The organism is Methylomonas rivi, from assembly GCF_024505165.1.
In the GTDB taxonomy this organism is placed as follows: Bacteria; Pseudomonadota; Gammaproteobacteria; order Methylococcales; family Methylomonadaceae; genus Methylomonas; species Methylomonas rivi.
Genome location: NZ_JANIBK010000076.1, coordinates 1 through 17,410 on the forward strand (window position 1 = coordinate 1; position 17,410 = coordinate 17,410).

The window sequence follows — 17,410 nt, forward strand, 5'->3', positions numbered from 1 at the left end:
GCTGCTCGCGCCAGGCATACCAGTCCTCGGCGCCGCCGAAGTGTTGAGGGTCCATGCCGGCCGGAAACCGCGCCGCGCCGAGGCCTTGCCGCTCGCCTTCGTAACGCAAGGTTTCCACCCGCCCCAATTGAGTTTCGCTATTGCTGTAATCTTCCAGGGTTTCCTGGACCAATTGCGACAGGCAATGCGGCGGCAATGCCAGTATCTCGCCGAAGGCCGCGTCCAGCGAACTGCTGCTGAGGCGCTTTTGCCGGGCTATGATCAATTGCAGAATGTGCCCGACCCGGATGGTATGCATGTCGGCAAACAGGGCCGGATTCAGCTTGATCAGCATGCCCAGGTAAATGATCAACTCCTGGGTGAGGATCTGCTGGCTGCTGTCGTCCGGATTAAAGCCGCGGATGGTTTCCAGGATCCGCCAGGAGTCGGTCGGTCTGCGCAGCGTGGCTTTGCCGCTATAGGCGCGGCCCACCGTCAAGCCGTGCTGGCGGACCAGAATTTCCGTGGCCGCCTGCTCCAGATTAATATCGTATTTACCCAACAGTCCGGCGCAGCGGCGCACGATTTGCCACAGATGCGAATCGCCGGCCCGCAGATAAACCTCCTCCAGCAAATCCCGTACTTGGGCACTTTGCCCCGAACCGTTGCTTAGGCCGCAATCATGCTCCAAGCCGTGGCGCTGGGCCAACAGCGCCAATGCTTCCAGTTGGGCGAATAGATTGCCGTTATGCTGCAAGGCGGCAAGCAAGACCTCATCGCCGCCGATTTCCCATTCGGTCAACTGGTAATTATCCAAGGGTTGCGGGAGAGGATCGCCATGGGCCAGCAGATCCGCAAACGGCCGCTCCGGCTCGCTCCAAATCACTTCGGAAAACTTGAAATCGTGTAAATAGCCGATTTTTTCCCGGCAAACCGCATCCAGAAAACCGGCCAACGGCGCCAAGCGAATCGACACGCCGTTAAGACTGCCGGTTTGCAGCTGTTGAATAAAGCCCAGCAATACCTGCCCGTCTTCGCCCGCCAGCATGTTTTGTTTGATATTGATGACGACCAAAGGCTGGCCGGGCTTGTCCCAATGCTTGGCGATATAAGCCAACTCCAGCCGCAAACGCTGAATCAACAGCTGGTTGTCCATGGCGATGTAAAAGCCTTTTTGATCCAGAAACTGCGGCAGGAACAACAACGGCTCGCCGGCCAACTCGTAAAGCTTGGAGGTGGACAGGGTGCGCAACTGGCGCAAGGGCCTTCCGCTGAGACCGATACGGTCGTTACGGCCGACTTGAGTATAAGCAGCCGCCAACTCGCTGGCTTCCCGCACCTGAATCGGCGCGATTTCCGCACGGGTCTGGCAGGGAATACCATACCCATTCAATTCCGCCCGCACTGCGTCGTCTTCGGCCAACAGGGCCACTTGCACGGCGGCTAGCGGCTTTTGTTCGGTGGCCAGATGCCGGCCCAGCGGATCGATGTCGGCCAAATCGATAAAGCCGTCCTGCAGCAGGCAACCTAAGATAAACAGACTTTGCGCCCAAACCAGCGGCACATTTTCATTGGGATTGCGTTGTTGGCTGTGCGGATCGGCCTTCTCGGCCTCAACCGCTGCCGCCGGCACCCAATACAACTCGGGCAGCAGCCACTGGCCGTTTTCCTCCACCCGCAGGGCTTCCAGTTTGCGGCGATAGTCCAACGCGCTCTGCACGTCGCCGTTAAACAAGCCATTCAGCAACAGATAGCAGAAAAACAGCGGCCATTCGCATTCGATATCCGCAAACTGCTTCAGCTCGTGCGGTTCGTAGTGCAGCCGGTTGTGGTCTTCCAACACGGTTTGATGACCGTCCAGCAAAAAGCGCTTGCAACCGTAACGGCCCTGCAGCTTTTCCACGATGGCCGCCTGGGTTTTATGGCGCAATTCCGGATTGTCGACCGCAAAGGCCGGAAAACCGGTCACGCTCAACACCGCCGCGTCGACTTCCTTGGAAATGGACTCGCGCGGCAGCAACGATTCCAGCGTAATACGGGTGCGGGCGATATCGTCGCTGACCACATGAATGATGGAACTCTGGCCGCCGTCCTTGCCGAACAAATTGAAATTGGCCAGCGCTTCCAACGCGGCCTTGGCCATGCCGATGGAACTGGCATTCAATTCCGCTTGGCCGTGGTTCATTTTATTGCCGCGCTCCCAAATGCCGTAATCCGGGGTGCGATAGGCCCGGCTGACGTAATGCACCAGATTTTGCACGAAATTGACTTCATCCAGGGTAAACACGATGCGCAGGCCGGAGGCGGTCATCTGTGCCAGCATCAGCAGAAACAGCGAGGTGGCATCCAGCTGCAGATGCCCCCATTCGTGATCGCCGACCACCACGTCCCCGCTATGGGTATCGTATTTGGCATGCAGGGCATCCATCGGGTCCTGGCTATGCTTGAATTTTTCCACCTTGGCGGATTGGCGCAGCATGGCGGTCAACAAGCCGCGCATCAGCTTGACGACGCTTTGTTCCAGCTCGTAAGTCCGGTCCGGGCGGTCTCCGCCGCGCCGGTAGGCCAGTGCCAGCCCCCAAGCCGCCAGAATGCTGTAGACGTTATCGCGCACCCAGGCGTCGGTATAATTGCCGTGCGTGGTGACGGCGGTACTGGCCGGCAACAAGCCGCTGACCCAATCCTGCCGATTCAGGATAATACCCTGCACCTGACGGTAATAACTTTCCAGGCCGTCCGGCGCCAAAGAGGGGGAATTGCCCGTAGGCGCTGGGGTCGCTGACATATTCTGACTGAAAAATTGTTTATACATCGCTCGGAAGGCGCTTATGCCTTGGGTAAAGTGACGCCCACCTGTCCCTGATATTTCCCGCCTCTATCCTTGTAGGAAGTTTCGCAAACCTGATCCCCGCCGAAAAACAGCATCTGCGCCACCCCTTCGTTGGCGTATATCTTGGCCGGCAACGGCGTGGTGTTGGAAAACTCCAGCGTCACGTGGCCTTCCCACTCCGGTTCCAGGGGCGTGACGTTGACGATGATGCCGCAGCGGGCGTAAGTCGATTTGCCCAAGCAGACCACCAACACATCGCGGGGGATGCGAAAATATTCCACGGTCCGCGCCAAGGCGAAGGAATTGGGCGGAATGATGCAGACATCGGACTTTACGTCGACGAAACTGCCTTCGTCGAAATCCTTGGGATCGACGATGGTGGAATTGATGTTGGTGAAAATTTTGAATTCGTTGGAGCAGCGCACATCGTAGCCGTAACTGGAGGTGCCGTAGGAAATGATCCGCCCTTGCGCCGATTCGCGCACCTGTCCGGCCTGAAACGGTTCTATCATGCCGTGTTGCTCGGACATACGGCGTATCCATTGATCTGATTTTATGCTCATGAGGCTTGTTGCAGTTAAATAAGAAAACAGCGGTCAAAATAGCATATCGAGGCGGAAAAATTTAGCCTTAATCCGCGTCAAGCCGCCGCAACAGCCGATTTAACCGCTCCCAGGCCGGGGTTTGGGAAATAAGCGCTTCGATGGCGCCGTTATTGTGCAATTCCGCCGCGACATCGCGCTCTTCGGCAGTCAAAGGTTCGCCGGCGTTTTTTAATAAATCCAACACCGCATTATCGGCTTCCGAGGCATCGTTTCGGCGCCGGCTAAGCCGTTGCCGCTGCAATACTTCGTCGATATCGACCGCCACGATCGCAAACGGAATGCGCAGCCGATTCGCCAGCGCTCGAAACTGCCGGCGTTCGGCCTGCTTTAAAAAGGCCGCGTCGACGATGACCGAAAAGCCGCATTGCAGGATGCTCTCGGCCAGTTGCAATAAATGCCGGTAGGTTTTGGCCGTCGCTGCCTGGCTGTAGATGCCGCCAGCCGAGGTCGAGCCGCTGGCTTGCAGAGGCTGCAAACCGAACAGGCGCTTGCGTTCGACATCGGAGCGTATACGTATGAAACCGAATCGTTCCAGGATCAGTTGCGAGACGGTGGTTTTGCCGCAGCCCGGCAGGCCGTACGTGATGACCAGGCTTGGTTTCGGCGGCTCATAAAACCGTCCGGCCAAGGCCAGATAACGCAGGCATTGGCCCAGGCCGTTTTGCCCGCCCAACTGCGCCGCCCGAATCGCGCCGACTTTGGCCATCACCATGGCCCGGTAACCCAGATAAAACCGCAATACGCCCAAGCCGGCGTAATCGCCGCTGGCTTGCAAATAGGCATCGAGAAAAGCGAAGGCCAGATCGGGGCGGCCACGCTGTTGCAAATCCATCAGCAGAAAGGCGATGTCGTTCATGACATCGATCCAGCGCAAAGCCGGATTGAACTCTATGCCGTCGAACGGCGTCGGCTGCCCTTCCAGTAAAACGATATTGCCTAAATGCAAGTCGCCGTGGCATTCCCGTACCTTGCCGGCCCGCAGGCGTTGCTGAAACAGGCTTCGGCAGGCGGCATATTCCCGTTCGCTGGCCGCCTGCAAATCGGCCAGTCCGGCGTCATGGGTTCGATCCAATAACAAGGCCAGTTGCTGAAAATTTTGCCTGGCGGGCAAAGCTACCGCTTCGGCATCGCCGTAGCCCGCATCGGCCTCGGCCGGCGGCAAGCCGGCGTGAAATCCGGCCAGGGTATCGGCCAGATTTTGCAGGTGCAGCCGGGTCAAGGCTCCGCGTTCCAGCACATGGTCCAGCAAATCCGCTTCGGCGAAACGGCGCATTTTGACCGCATATTCAAAAGCCGGTTCGGCGCCGAATACCGGCTGCTGCGGACTGCCGCCCATGCCGACCACATCCAGATACAGGCTCGGCGCCAGCCGCCGATTCAGGCGCAGTTCTTCCCGGCAAAAACGTTGCCGTTCGGCCAATTCGGAAAAATTCAGGAAGCCGAAATCCACCGGTTTTTTGATTTTGTAGGCAAAGTCGCCCGCCAATAACACCCAGGAGATATGGGTTTCCAACAGGCGTACCGTCTCCGCTTCGTGCGGATAACAGGCCGGATTTTTTAAAGACTCGATCAATGTGCTGTCCAAATCGCCGTTTACCATGGATTTTCCCGTATCCTGCCGCTGAAATGAGAAGCCTAAAGCCAGGCGTTTGGAATATAACAGCCGCCGCTATCGCGCGGTTAAAAAAATTGAAAACATGCCAGCCTCCGCGGCCGCTTCTATCGGATAAATTGCGCGCGACGCACAGCCGGCAAAACCAAGGCAAGTCCGCTTAACGCTCAACCGTCGCGGAACAAGTCCATGATCATTTTCTTTTCATCTTCCGCCAAAATGTCGTCGGAAAATAACCGGCCGGATTGGCGTAAATGCTTGGCCGCCAAGGAATTTCTCCGCTGGGTGCGCCGCTCGGCCGCGCGCCGGTCCGCCGTACGGCGCTCCATTTCTCTACGATCGTATTTTGGCCATAACTCATAGTTTTCCATCACCACGGCTATCCATTCCGGCGAATTGAACGGGAAGGGATTAGTCCTCCTTTCGCTTTGGCGTCTTGCATAATTGCGGCGAAAATGCGTTTCCGAATTCATGGCGAATAACCGATGTTCAATCTGCGGGCTAACAGCGCCCCTATGGGTAAACAAGTATAAAATTTATGTTATATATCAATAATTTAATTCAATATACCAGCTATTGGCCGATCTTGCCAATAGCGGCTTTTTCGAGTTTTTCACCTTAGCCGCCTTGGCTTAAACATTTCTGAACGCAATGGATTAATGGTCAAGCCGGCATACCGGGGAAAATTTAAACTTTACAATAAAGACGACCGGTCGCATAATTAGCTCATGCCGAATTTAAAGCCCAAACAAATCAAAAAAGACAGACTGCTGGAACAGGGGGTTAGCCTATTGCTGGAAAAAGGCTACCATGCCACCGGTTTGAAAGAGATTCTGGATACGGTGCAAATCCCTAAAGGCTCTTTTTACAGTTATTTCAACAGCAAGGAACAGTTCGCCGCCGAAGCAGTCAGCCATTACATAGAACCCTTCATCCAGCGGCTATCGGCGCATTTGCAAAATCCGGCTCTGGACGGTTTATCGGCCTTAAAAACTTATTATGCGGAACTGATAACGGAAGTTCAGCAAACCGGTTTTAAAGGCGGCTGTTTGCTGGGCAACCTGATGGGCGAGGTAGGCGATACCAGCCCCTTATGCCAAAAGGCGTTGTTGGATGCCGTCGAACGCTACAGCAATTTACAAAAAACCGCTTTGGAGCGCGGGCAACAAGAAGGCAAGGTGCGTTTGGATAAGTCTGCAAAAAGCATGGCCGATCTGATGCTGAACGGCTGGCAAGGCGCGCTGCTGCGGATGAAGGTCGAGCAATCGGTAGAGCCCTTGCAAGCGGTTTGCCGGGATTTGTTGGACGATTATTTTAGGGCTTGAGAAGAACTCGTAGTTACGATTATTGACAGCGTAATCGTACGGGAAGCGTTCAATATTCCTCCGCTTACGCTACGCTAATCGGAGCTAACTTTTTGCACGGGGCAAGCATTTATGAATGCAGTGCCGTAGGATGTGCTGAACGCAGTGAAGCGCATCTTTCGCGACAGATGCGCCTCCTATCGTCGGCACATCCTACAACAATGTAAATAACCGCTGCCTTTCCGGCGGCTTTTTTAGATTCGACCGAGTAGACGACCGGTCATTTATTAGGAGATTGTAATGCCAAAATACATTATAGAACGCGATATTCCCGGAGCCGGTAAACTGACTCCAACCGAACTACAGGGTATCGCCCAAAAATCCTGCTGCATACTGCGCGACATGGGCCCGCAAATCCAATGGCTGCATAGCTATGTGACCGGCGATAAAGTCTATTGCATCTACATTGCCGACAGCGAACAAGCCATCCGCGAACACGCCTCGCAAGGCGGTTTCCCCGCCAATCGCATCGAAGAAATCAAGACCATCATCGACCCGACCACGGGCGATTAATACACCACCATAAAACACTCTGGGGAGAGAACACCATGAAATTTAAATTCAGCACCTTCACCGCCGTGCTACTGCTCGGCACCGCCAGCCTGTCGGCCGGCGCCGACGAAACCTGCTCCTCGCCGTACATGGCGAAAATCACCGGCCAGGAGGATTTCGTTTACATCTGGACCTTGGGCGCGGAAGGGGTCGGCGACGAGCAGGACAAACTGGTCACCGTCGACGTCAATCCCAAATCCAAACAATACGGCAAGGTGGTCGGCAGCCTGTCGGTCGGCGGCCGTAACGAAGCCCACCATTCCGATTTTACCGACGACCGCCGTTTCCTGTGGGCAGGCGGCCTGGACACCAACAAGATCTTTATCTTCGACGTCGCCAGCGACCCGGCCAAACCTAAACTGAGCAAGACCATCACCGATTTCGTCGCCAAGAGCGGCGGCGTGGTCGGCCCGCACAGCTTGTACGCTTTGCCGGGACGGATGATCATCACCGGCCTGTCCAATAACAAGGACCACGGCGGCCGTACCGCCATTGTCGAATACAGCAATGCCGGCGATTACATCGCAACGTATTGGCTGCCGACCGACAGCAATCTGCAGGGCGCGATCAAATCCGGTAAATATGCCGACGGCTACAACTACGACGTACGGGTATTACCAAGGAAAAACCTGATGCTGACCTCGTCGTTTACCGGCTGGTCGAACTATATGATGGACTTCGGCAAAATGCTGGCCGACCCGGAAGCCATGAAGCGCTTCGGCAACACCGTGGTGCAATGGGATTTGCACAGCCGCCAGCCGAAAAAAGTCTTCGACGTACCCGGCGCGCCTTTGGAAATCCGCTGCGCCTGGGCTGAGGACCACAATTACTGCTTCACCAGCACCGCGTTGACTTCGAAAATCTGGCTGATACACCAGGACGACAAGGGCGAATGGCAAGCCAAGGATGTCGCGGACATTGGCGAACCGGCCAAAATCCCGCTGCCGGTGGATATTTCCATTTCCAGCGACGATAAAACCCTGTGGGTCAACACCTTCATGGACGGCATGACCCGCCGCTTCGACATCAGCGACCCCTTCCACCCCAAACAAGTGTTCGAGCAAAAAATCGCCGCCCAGGTCAATATGGTGTCGTCCAGTTGGGACGGCAAACGCCTGTATTACACCTCCTCGCTATTGGCCAACTGGGACAAGAAGGGTGCGGATAACGAGCAGTTCTTTAAAGCCTATAGCTGGGACGGCGAAAAGCTGACCGAACAGTTCTCGATTGATTTCAATAAAGAGAAACTGGGCCGGGCTCATCAAATGCGGTTCGGCGCTTATTCGCTATACGGCAAAAAAGCCGAGATGTAATTTTTAACGCTGCCGGCTTATCCAGCCTAGCCCATTTTTTCGCTGGGGCGGCGCTGGACAAGCCGGATTTTGTTAAGCGCTTCCCCGCCGCCGGTTTGATTTATCCTCCGAAACTGCCGCTTTAAAAATCGGGTTAGACGCGGTAGGCTAACAGCCTTATGCCATTCCGGTTCGCTCAGCCACCACCATGAAAACTAAATCCCTGGTCCTTTCCGCAGCCGCGGCGCTACTGATTGCTCTGTTTGTCTACAGCCGGCGCCCGCAACCGGTTGCGGTGGAAATGTATACGTTGACGACCGGCCCAGTGCAGTCCACGGTAGCCAACACCCGGGTCGGCACGGTCAAAGCCTGCCGCCGCGCCTATTTGGCCCCGGCCACCGGCGGCCAAGTGGCCGAACTGCACGTCAAGGAAGGCGACAAGGTCAACCAAGGGCAACTGCTGCTGGAAGTCTGGAACCAGGATTTAAAAACCCAGGTCGGCTTGCAAAAAGCCCAGGTCAAAGCCAATAGGGCCAACGCCGAGCAGGCCTGCCAATTGGCGGGCAGCGCGGAACGCGAAGCCGCCCGATTATCCCGCTTGCAAAGCAGTAAACAGATAGTCTCGGTCGAACAGGTCGATAAAGCGGTCAGCAACGGCAAATCGCAACGCGCGGCCTGCCGGGCGGCGCTACAGAATATTGAAGTGGCGGAAGAGCAAGTCGCGGTCGCCGAAGCCGCCGTGCGCCGCACTCTGGTATTGGCGCCTTTCGACGGCACCGTGGCCGAAGTGAATGCCGAGCTCGGCGAATTCGTCACGCCGTCGCCGCCCGGCATTCCCACCCTGCCGCCCATCGATTTACTGGATGTCAGCTGCCTGACGGTATCGGCACCGATAGACGAAGTCGATGCCGCCGCGATCAAAACCGGCATGCAGGCTTGCGTATCCCTGGATGCCTTTCCGGACAAACGCTGCTCCGGCGTCGTCACCCGCATCGCGCCCTATGTGCTGGAAAAGGAAAAACAGGCCCGCACCGTGGAAGTGGAAGTGACCTTGAGAGACCCCAAGGATCTGGCGGAATTATTACCCGGCTACAGTGCCGATATAGAAGTGCAACTGGCGAAAAAAGACGACGTACTCAGGTTGCCGGCGGAAGCCATTCTGGAAAACAACCGGGTACTAAAACTGGACGACGACAATGTCCTGCATGAACAGAGTTTTCAACCCGGCTTATCCAACTGGAACTATACCGAAGTCGTATCCGGCTTGAACGCCGGCGACCGGGTCGCGCTGTCGATCGGCAAGGAAGGCGTAAGCGACGGCGCCAAGGTCGCTATCAAGCCATGATTCAGCTCAGCGGCATTCACCGCCATTTTCAGGTCGGCGAGCAGACCGTGCGCGCCTTAAACGGCGTCGACCTATCGATCCGGCACGGCGACTATGTGTCGGTCATGGGTCCGTCCGGCTCGGGCAAATCCACCTTGCTGAACATCATCGCGCTGCTGGACCAGCCGACTTCGGGTCGCTATATCTTGAACGGGCATGACGTCACCCGGCAAAGCGATGACGAGCTGGCCAAAATCCGCCGGGAAAACATCGGTTTTGTGTTTCAGTTTTTTCACTTGATTCCGCGCCTGACGGCCGCCGAAAATATCGAAATGCCGCTGATTCTGGCGGGCATGAACAGCAAAGCGCGCCAACAGAAAGTACGGCAAGCCTTGGCGGAGGTGAATTTATTGGATAGGGCGGAGCATAAACCCAGCCAGTTGTCGGGCGGCCAACTACAACGCATCGCCATTGCCCGGGCCATGATTATGCGGCCCTCGATCTTGCTGGCCGATGAACCCACCGGCAATCTGGACAGCAAGGCCGGTATGGAAATTATCGATTTATTGGAAACGCTCAACGGCCAAGGGGTGACGCTGATGATCATCACCCACGACGGCAGCATCGGCGAGCGGGCCGCCCGCCGCATTCGTATTGTGGACGGCACTATCGAGCATTGACGGAGAGGACGCGCAGCGGCGGTAGCGTTGCGGGGTGTTTGGGTTTTGCCTGGCGAATCTGCCGGGCTTCCTGTTGCATGTGGCTGCACAAGGCGCAAGTGTTACCGGTTAGTAGCGCTAATTCCTCCGCCGGTATTTCATCGCCGCAACGTGAGCAATAAACAATGTTCCGTACTTTTTTCATGTTGACCCTCCTTTGTGTTAGAGGCAGTCAGAATAAGTACATTCCGCTAATGATTTTGTCGAAAAACCCGCATTTTCGGCTTTAGGATTCGGCAATAGGCCGGGCTAAAAGTTCTATCTCCCATTGACGACCGGACAAGACGCGAAAACCGCGCCGGCTTGGGCGTCCCGAACCGGCTATCCGCAAGGCCGATGGCATTATTTTTTAATGCTTTTATAACCCTCTTCGCTTTCAAGCATGATTTTCTGTCCTTCTTCCACCATGGCCCGTCCTTGGTCGATTTTTAACTGGCCGTCGCGCTGCATCGCCAAGCCCTTTTCCACCATCTGCTTACCTTCCTGCCAACGGCTGCCCAATTGGGCGATACCCTGGCTGTCCCGCAACATTTGCTCGCCGGACAGGATTTTTTCCGACGCCGGCGACGGCACGGGTTCGCTGGCGCAGCCACCGATTAACATGGCTAAGCCCATGGCGGCGAGACTCATTATCGAACGGTTTGTTTTACGCATTGTGATCCCTCTGGTTTCAACAAATCAAATAAAAAAGCAACTATTCAGCGAATGCCAGCCGATGCGTTGGGTTAGGCGCTAGCCGTAACCTACGCCGAATAGTTAAATAAAAAATTATACAACGGCCGCTATTTTACAAACGGATTCAACTCGTCCGCCACACGGCGTATAACGCCATGCAAAACACCAGCGCACTGGGCGCCATGGCCATCAACATCGGATTCATGTCGTACACCAACCCCATGTGGCCGGCAATCCGGTCCAGAATATTAAAGCTCATGCCGATCAGTACCCCCATCATGATGCGGCCGCCGGTGCCGATGCCGCGGCCGATGCCGATCACAAACGGCGCGGACACCATCAGCATCACAAAGGTCACCAATGGGTTGATCAAACGGCTCCAGAAAGCCAGCTCGTAATTCTGCGATTTTTGATTATTGGCTTTCAAGAAAGCGATGTAGTTGTACAAATCGAACAGAGACAAATTATCGGAGTTCACCACCGCCACTTTCAACAAATCCGAATCGATGGCCGATTGCCAATTCATTTCAGACAAGCTATCGGCATTGATTTGCCTAGGCGAAATGAAGGACTGTTTGACGTTGGTCAATTGCCATTGCTTATTCCCTAAAAACCGGCCGTGCTCGGCTTGAGTGACCCGGCTCAATTTATGCTGTTCGTCGATTTCATACACCCGGATATCGCCCAGAGAACCGTCGTCCAGAATTTGCCGCACATTGATGAAACGGTTGCCTTCTCGCAACCACATGCCGTATTGCGAGCGCAGCACCACGCCATTGTTTTGGGCGGTGGTCTTTAAAATCTGCGCCGCGCGTTCGCTGGCCGGGGCCACGAATTCGCCCACTCCCACCGCGATCGCCACCAGCACCAGGCCGGCCAACATAATGCTGCGGATAACCCAGCCCGTGGACAAACCGGCGGCCCGCATGGCCACAATTTCGCGATTGTTGGCCATGGCGCCCACTACAAACAGGCTGCCCAGCAATGCCGCCGACGGCACCAGATCGAAAAACACCCGCGGCGAGGTCAGCGCCAGATACCATAAAATCTGCTTCAAGCCGTAATGGCCGTGCCCCAAATCCTTTAACTCGTCGCTAAAGGTAAACAGGTTGAACAGGGTCAGCAGCAATAACACCGCCAGCAACGAGCCCTTGGTCACTTCCCTGACGATATACAGCGTCAATACATTCACAACGTCACCTTGCCGGTTAATTTAAGCAACACCCAGTTCCAACCGTATAAACGCACCAGCATCAACAAGCCGACTATCAACAACAACGCTTCCACCCAAAAATAGCCCAGCCAGGCCGGCACGATTTGACTGATCACCCAGCTATGATTGACCCGCTGCAAATTGGCGTAAGCAAAATAGATGCCGAAGGCTACCAATACGCTGCCGTAAACCCCACCGCGCGGCGAGGACTTGGCCAACGGCACGCCCAAAAAGGCCAGCAACAGTACGCCTAGCGGCGCATTCAGCCGGTCCTGAATGTGCGCAATATCGGCGATCTCCCGCGATTGCCAGAGTTTTTCCGTCGGCAACGCCTCCAAATGAGGCACAAAGGCCACCGCCTTTTTCTCCACCAGAACCGCATATTCCGTAAAAGTCTCGATGGTGTAATCCTTCTGCCCCGGAATCCCCTGCACCCGTTCGCCTTGTTCCAAAATCAGATACAAACCGCCGGGCAAATATTCCAGCCGTCCGCGTTCGGCATTCACCACCCCCAACTTGTCGCCTTGCTTGTTTTGTACAAACACCTTGCTCATGGTGCCTCCGGCATCGACATTTTCCGTGTAAAAAATCAGTTCGCCGCTGCTGTATTCGCTGAAACGCCCGGCGGAAATGCTCCGAATATCGGCGTTTTCGCTATCCAGGTGCAGCAATTGTTCGCTCCGCGCTTCCGCCCACGGCGCCGCGTACATCGACAAGCCGGCCGCGCAAATACTCAAAGGCACCACCAAGCCGAATACCGCCCGGTATATAGTAAACACCCCGCCGCCGGCGGAGGCAATCGCCGCCATTTCCTGCTCCCTGTGCATGCGACCCAGCACCATTAACACCGACATGAACAAGGCGGCGGGTAAAAAAGTCGCCGCGGCTATGACGATTTTCAAGCCCAGCAAAGCCAGAACGGTTTCGCCGGCAATGTTGCCTTCGATGGCCTGCGCCAGAATTTTAATGAATTTGCGGCTGACGATGATTACCACCAGCACGGTCAATACCGAAACCACGGTCTTAAACAAATCCTTGACGATCATCCTGTCCAACACCGTGAACAACCTAAACGGTCGGCCGGCACTGGGTAGATTGTGCTCAATGTTCAAAAAATTCTCCAAAGATGCGAAGTTCTTTTAGCCGCCCGCGCCGTATTTAAACCGGCCCCCGGCCTTATGTTAATAGCGCCGTGATGTATAATTCGCGGAACATGCCCCCGCAAGGGATGCCCTTTACTTTAAGACACTCACAGACACTGCCATGGACTATTCTATAGAAAGCGTAACCTTAGACAAACTGCAAAGCGACTGTCTGCTGGTCGGCATTTACGAAAACCAACAACTCAGCCCTTCCGCTACCGTTTTGGACGGCCTCTGCGGCGGCCTGATCGGCAAGTTGGTCGCGCGGGGCGACATCAAGGGCAAAAATGCCGAAACCCTGTTAATCAACAACCTGCCGATCGAAAACATTCAACGCATAATACTGGTGGGCTTTGGCGAACACGGCAAACTGACCCGCAAACAATTCCGCAAAGCCCTGGCGGCCGCGACCAAAGCCTTAAAAGACAGCAAAGTCAAAACCGCCGCCGCGGCATTGCTGGATATCGAACTGGCCCAATCCGACGCCCAATGGCTGTCGCGGCAAATTGTGGAAGTGGTGAACGACGGCCTGTACCAATACAGTTCCACCAAGCAATGCGACGATAAAATCCAACTGCAAACGCTGACGCTGGTAGCCGGCGATGCCAATAAAGCCTTGGCGGAAACCGGCCTGGCGCAAGGCATCGCCATCGCCCAGGGCATGGCCTTGACCAAGCAACTGGCCGATTTGCCGGGCAACATCTGCACCCCGACCTATCTGGCCGAACAGGCACTGGTATTGGCCGGCCAGCACGACAAACTGACCTGCGACATCCTGGAAGAAAGCGACATGGAAGCCCTGGGCATGGGCGCCTTCCTGTCGGTATCGCGCGGCAGCCGCCAGCCGGCCAAACTGATATGTCTGGAATATCAAGGCAGTGACAGCCACGCCAAACCCATCGTGCTGGTCGGCAAGGGTCTGACATTCGACGCCGGCGGCATTTCCTTGAAACCCGGCGCCGGCATGGATGAAATGAAGTACGACATGTGCGGTGGCGCCAGCGTGCTGGGCATATTGCGCGCAGCCAGCATGCTGAACCTACCGCTGAATATCGTCGGCCTGATTCCGTCCTCGGAAAACCTGCCGGACGGCAACGCCAACAAACCCGGCGACATCCTCACCAGCATGGCCGGCAAAACCATAGAAGTGTTGAACACCGACGCCGAAGGCCGCCTGATCCTCTGCGACACCCTGACCTACGCCAAAAAATACGACCCTGAAGTCGTGATCGACATGGCTACGCTGACCGGCGCCTGCATCGTCGCCCTGGGCCGGGTACCCAGCGGCCTGTTCGGTAACGACGACAAACTCTGTAACGATTTGCTCGGCGCCAGCGAAACCGCCTGCGACCCCGTCTGGCGCATGCCGATTTGGGAAGAGTATCAGGAACAACTGAAATCCAACTTCGCCGATCTGGCCAACATCGGCAGCCCGGACGGCGGCAGCATTACTGCGGCGGTATTTTTATCCAAATTCGCCGAAAAATACCGCTGGGCGCATATCGACATCGCCGGCACCGCCTGGCGCACCGGCGCCAACAAAGGCGCCACCGGCCGGCCGGTGGCCTTGTTGAGCCAATATTTAATCGACCGCGCCTCGGCATGATCCCGGAAACGGCATCGGCGCTAACTTGCCCGCATTGCGGGCATACCAAAACCGAAATCATGCCGACCGACGCCTGCCTGTGGTTTTACGAGTGCGAACATTGCCATACCCTGTTGCGGCCCAAGCCCGGCGATTGCTGCGTATTCTGTTCCTACGGCAGCGTTAAATGCCCGCCTCAACAAGCGTGCTGCAAGCCGTGCCCGAAGTAGTCTTTTATGTGCTGGCCTCCAGCTCCCAACACCAGCGCCAGGATTTCGCCTGCAAGCTGATCGAAAAAATCTATCGCGGCGGCCAATTTTGCTATGTATTAACCGATGACGCCGAGCAGGCCGCCGAACTTGACAAGGCGCTGTGGACGTTTCGCGCCGGCAGTTTCGTGCCGCATCAGCTGTATGATAATCGGCCGCCCGCCTATCCGAACACTGTTCTGATAGGCGGCAACGCCATTCCGGAAAACTGGCAAAAAATCATCGTCAACCTGTCCAGCCACTTCCCGCCCACCATCGCCCCCACCGAGCGCATCGTGGAAATACTGGACAACAGCGAGGAAAGCAAGCAGGCCGGCCGCCGGCGCTACAAGCATTATCTGGAGGCGGGGTTGGAGATTGTTACCCATAGAAATGAGGGCGGGGTTTGGATTGAAACGCGGGCAGGTGGCTGATTTGATATGCGCGAATTGTCACGTAACCGCTATCGCGGCAACGTGACCTACGGTGTAATTCGTTTTCCATAGCAAGTAGCCCGGATGCAGCGCAGCGGAATCCGGGGCGAGGCTGTCCTTAAAACCGGCTCCTGTATTTCCCTGTGCTGCATACGGGCTACGCGATCCGGAGGATTTCCAGCATCTAGCGCCGGGTCGGATTGCACAACCGCAAGCTGCAGCGGGCCTGGGCCAGACGCGCATCGGTGCTGTTAATCGCCCCGTTGCCGTCCAGGTCGCGGATGTCGTTGCTGTCCGCTTGCGGGTTTTTGCTGGCGGCGGCCAGAATCAACGCCACGTCGATCCGGTCTATATCGCCGTCCAGGTCGATGTCGCCCAGGCTAGGCACCGTGTAGGTCACTTCGTCGAAACCGCTGCCGGCTCCGTCGTGCGCCGTCAGTTTATAGGTGTAATTGCCGGCTTGCACGGCGATGAAACTGGGGCTTGCGCTATTGGCGCCCACCAAGGTAACCGAGGGGCCTTGCGTCTGTTGCCAGCTAAAACTCAGCGGATTGGGGCCGGGCTGCGGGTCGGTGCTGGCGGACGCATCCATAACCACTTGGCTGTTGAGCCTGACCAACCGATCCGCGCCGGCCTGGGCCAGCGGCGTCACTGGCGCGGGCGGCGGCGGAGGCAAGGTATCGACTCTGTCCAGCAGGGCGTCGGTGTAGTCCGCGCTCGACAAACCGGCGTTGAGCAGCACGTAAAACGGTTCCGATGCCTGCCCGCGCCGGTTGGACAACACCTGCATTTCCAGCAAATACGCGCCCACCGGGCCGCCTAATAGGCCCTGGCGATTTTCCAGAAAGAAATTCAAATGGGTATGCAGCGAACCTTGGACGTTGGCGGCATCGACTATCATTTCCGGCTGGCCGGTTATGCCGGTACCGGTAAAATAGGTCGCGCCATTCTGGGCGCCGGCACCGGGCGTAAAGCAAAACAACTGCCCACCGCACTGGTTGAAATCGGTAATCACCTCGCCGGGATCGATGCCGCCGGCCAATTTGATTTGCACGCTCGGCGGGGCCGGATTCCAACTACGGCTACCGGCATCCCAAAATTCCAGATGCCCCACGGCCCGATAGCGGACCAGTTCGGCGGATTCCAACGCATTTTGCACGGCCTGAAAACCGGGATTGGGAGTTTTGTTGGCGCCGCCCGCGAAATCGCGAAAATCGCTGAGAAAGATCATTTTTCCGCTGGCGCCGTCAACCGGCAAACTGTTGGCCGGCAAATTCAGGCTGGTAACCAACTGGGTAAGGTCGCAACCGACCGCGCCGGGCGTGCGGCAAAAACCGGCTTGCATGCTGTCGCCGTCCCCCCAAATTTCTATATCCAGATGCACGGCTTGCGCCGGCGCGGCGACGGCCAGCCAGATGAGCGCCAGCCACCGACGGCGCTTGAGTTGATTCATGATCGTGTTTTGCATGTTGGCTCCCCTAACGAATGCGGAATTGCGGTTGGCAAATCCGGCGTTTAAAAACTGGCCCGAAAACCGATGACCACGCTGCGGCCCGGCTCCGGGGCGAAATTGCGCAAAAACGACACCGAGCTGCGGATTTCCTGATTCAGTAAATTGTTGGCCTTGGCGAATAGCCAGACGTCCAGCGGTTCCGCGCCGCGCCAGTGATAGTCGGCGCTGGCGCCCAGCAAGTGATAGCCGGCGGTTTCGGTTTCACCGTTGCCGGGATGCGTTTGGGCTTCGGCGCGGGTATAGCGCAACGCGGTATTCCAGTGTTGGCCGCCCAAACCGACTTCGGCGCCGAACCTGAGCGGCGGCAGGCGCGGAACGTCGTC

At 56.4% G+C, this 17,410-nt stretch carries 17 protein-coding genes and 1 pseudogene; 8 read left to right on the forward strand and 10 right to left on the reverse strand.

What is annotated here, in order from left to right; genetic code table 11:
* The 4 genes from NP596_RS13520 to NP596_RS13535 all read right to left on the reverse strand — a co-directional run.
* Positions 1 to 2,764 (reverse strand): phosphorylase b kinase regulatory subunit alpha/beta (locus NP596_RS13520; protein WP_256615908.1); only part of this gene is annotated, 2,764 nt, incomplete at its 3' end.
* Positions 2,765 to 2,805: 41 nt separating this feature from the next.
* Positions 2,806 to 3,372 carry a dCTP deaminase gene (gene dcd / locus NP596_RS13525; protein ID WP_256615909.1) on the reverse strand — a complete coding sequence of 189 codons (567 nt, stop codon included), beginning with the start codon at positions 3,370 to 3,372 and terminating at the stop codon, positions 2,806 to 2,808.
* Positions 3,373 to 3,439: 67 nt separating this feature from the next.
* Positions 3,440 to 5,014 carry a bifunctional aminoglycoside phosphotransferase/ATP-binding protein gene (locus tag NP596_RS13530; protein WP_256615910.1) on the reverse strand — a complete coding sequence of 525 codons (1,575 nt, stop codon included), beginning with the start codon at positions 5,012 to 5,014 and terminating at the stop codon, positions 3,440 to 3,442.
* A 179-nt stretch (positions 5,015 to 5,193) separates the two neighbouring features.
* Positions 5,194 to 5,499, reverse strand: coding sequence for a hypothetical protein (locus tag NP596_RS13535; protein WP_256615911.1), 306 nt, complete (start codon positions 5,497 to 5,499; stop codon positions 5,194 to 5,196).
* A 255-nt stretch (positions 5,500 to 5,754) separates the two neighbouring features.
* Between NP596_RS13535 and NP596_RS13540 the strand changes: the two genes are divergently transcribed.
* The 5 genes from NP596_RS13540 to NP596_RS13560 all read left to right on the forward strand — a co-directional run bounded on the left by NP596_RS13540 (position 5,755) and on the right by NP596_RS13560 (position 10,238).
* Positions 5,755 to 6,351, forward strand: coding sequence for a TetR/AcrR family transcriptional regulator (locus NP596_RS13540; protein WP_256615912.1), 597 nt, complete (start codon positions 5,755 to 5,757; stop codon positions 6,349 to 6,351).
* Between the two features lie 279 nt (positions 6,352 to 6,630).
* The gene (locus NP596_RS13545) at positions 6,631 to 6,903 is read left to right on the forward strand and encodes a DUF4242 domain-containing protein (protein ID WP_256615913.1); all 273 of its coding nucleotides are present in this window, start codon (positions 6,631 to 6,633) and stop codon (positions 6,901 to 6,903) included.
* A gap of 35 nt (positions 6,904 to 6,938) precedes the next feature.
* A complete protein-coding gene (gene mtoX / locus NP596_RS13550) occupies positions 6,939 to 8,255 on the forward strand; it encodes a methanethiol oxidase (RefSeq protein ID WP_256615914.1) in 1,317 nt (438 codons plus the stop codon).
* A gap of 187 nt (positions 8,256 to 8,442) precedes the next feature.
* Complete coding sequence (locus NP596_RS13555; RefSeq protein WP_256615915.1) at positions 8,443 to 9,579, forward strand: efflux RND transporter periplasmic adaptor subunit; 1,137 nt, start codon at positions 8,443 to 8,445, stop codon at positions 9,577 to 9,579.
* Positions 9,576 to 10,238, forward strand: a complete 663-nt coding sequence (locus NP596_RS13560) for an ABC transporter ATP-binding protein (protein WP_256615916.1) — start codon at positions 9,576 to 9,578, stop codon at positions 10,236 to 10,238. The genes NP596_RS13555 and NP596_RS13560 overlap by 4 nt, the downstream gene beginning before the upstream one ends.
* Here NP596_RS13560 and NP596_RS13565 read toward each other — a convergent pair.
* The 4 genes from NP596_RS13565 to lptF all read right to left on the reverse strand — a co-directional run bounded on the left by NP596_RS13565 (position 10,225) and on the right by lptF (position 13,277).
* Positions 10,225 to 10,422, reverse strand: coding sequence for a hypothetical protein (locus NP596_RS13565; protein ID WP_256615917.1), 198 nt, complete (start codon positions 10,420 to 10,422; stop codon positions 10,225 to 10,227). The genes NP596_RS13560 and NP596_RS13565 overlap by 14 nt on opposite strands.
* Positions 10,423 to 10,619: 197 nt before the next feature.
* Positions 10,620 to 10,931: a hypothetical protein gene (locus NP596_RS13570; RefSeq protein WP_256615918.1), complete on the reverse strand. Its 312-nt coding sequence runs from the start codon at positions 10,929 to 10,931 to the stop codon at positions 10,620 to 10,622.
* 145 nt (positions 10,932 to 11,076) lie between these two features.
* Entirely contained in the window at positions 11,077 to 12,144 is a 1,068-nt protein-coding gene (gene lptG / locus NP596_RS13575) for an LPS export ABC transporter permease LptG (protein WP_256615919.1), read from the reverse strand.
* Positions 12,141 to 13,277, reverse strand: coding sequence for an LPS export ABC transporter permease LptF (gene lptF, locus NP596_RS13580; protein ID WP_256615920.1), 1,137 nt, complete (start codon positions 13,275 to 13,277; stop codon positions 12,141 to 12,143). Before lptF ends, lptG begins: the two co-directional genes overlap by 4 nt.
* 151 nt (positions 13,278 to 13,428) lie before the next feature.
* Between lptF and NP596_RS13585 the strand changes: the two genes are divergently transcribed.
* The 3 genes from NP596_RS13585 to NP596_RS13595 are packed head-to-tail and all read left to right on the forward strand — an operon-like array spanning position 13,429 to position 15,574.
* Positions 13,429 to 14,913, forward strand: coding sequence for a leucyl aminopeptidase (locus NP596_RS13585; protein WP_256615921.1), 1,485 nt, complete (start codon positions 13,429 to 13,431; stop codon positions 14,911 to 14,913).
* 59 nt (positions 14,914 to 14,972) lie between these two features.
* A complete protein-coding gene (locus NP596_RS13590; RefSeq protein WP_504130271.1) occupies positions 14,973 to 15,122 on the forward strand; it encodes a GDCCVxC domain-containing (seleno)protein in 150 nt (49 codons plus the stop codon).
* Positions 15,080 to 15,574 (forward strand): DNA polymerase III subunit chi, encoded by a 495-nt coding sequence (locus tag NP596_RS13595; protein WP_256615923.1) that lies wholly within the window; start codon positions 15,080 to 15,082, stop codon positions 15,572 to 15,574. Before NP596_RS13590 ends, NP596_RS13595 begins: the two co-directional genes overlap by 43 nt.
* A gap of 184 nt (positions 15,575 to 15,758) precedes the next feature.
* On the opposite strand, the gene NP596_RS13600 is transcribed toward NP596_RS13595, so the two are convergent.
* Positions 15,759 to 17,042 carry a PKD domain-containing protein gene (locus NP596_RS13600; protein WP_256615924.1) on the reverse strand — a complete coding sequence of 428 codons (1,284 nt, stop codon included), beginning with the start codon at positions 17,040 to 17,042 and terminating at the stop codon, positions 15,759 to 15,761.
* Positions 17,043 to 17,089: 47 nt separating this feature from the next.
* Positions 17,090 to 17,410 (reverse strand): annotated as a pseudogene (locus tag NP596_RS13605) (TonB-dependent receptor); the annotation flags it as partial.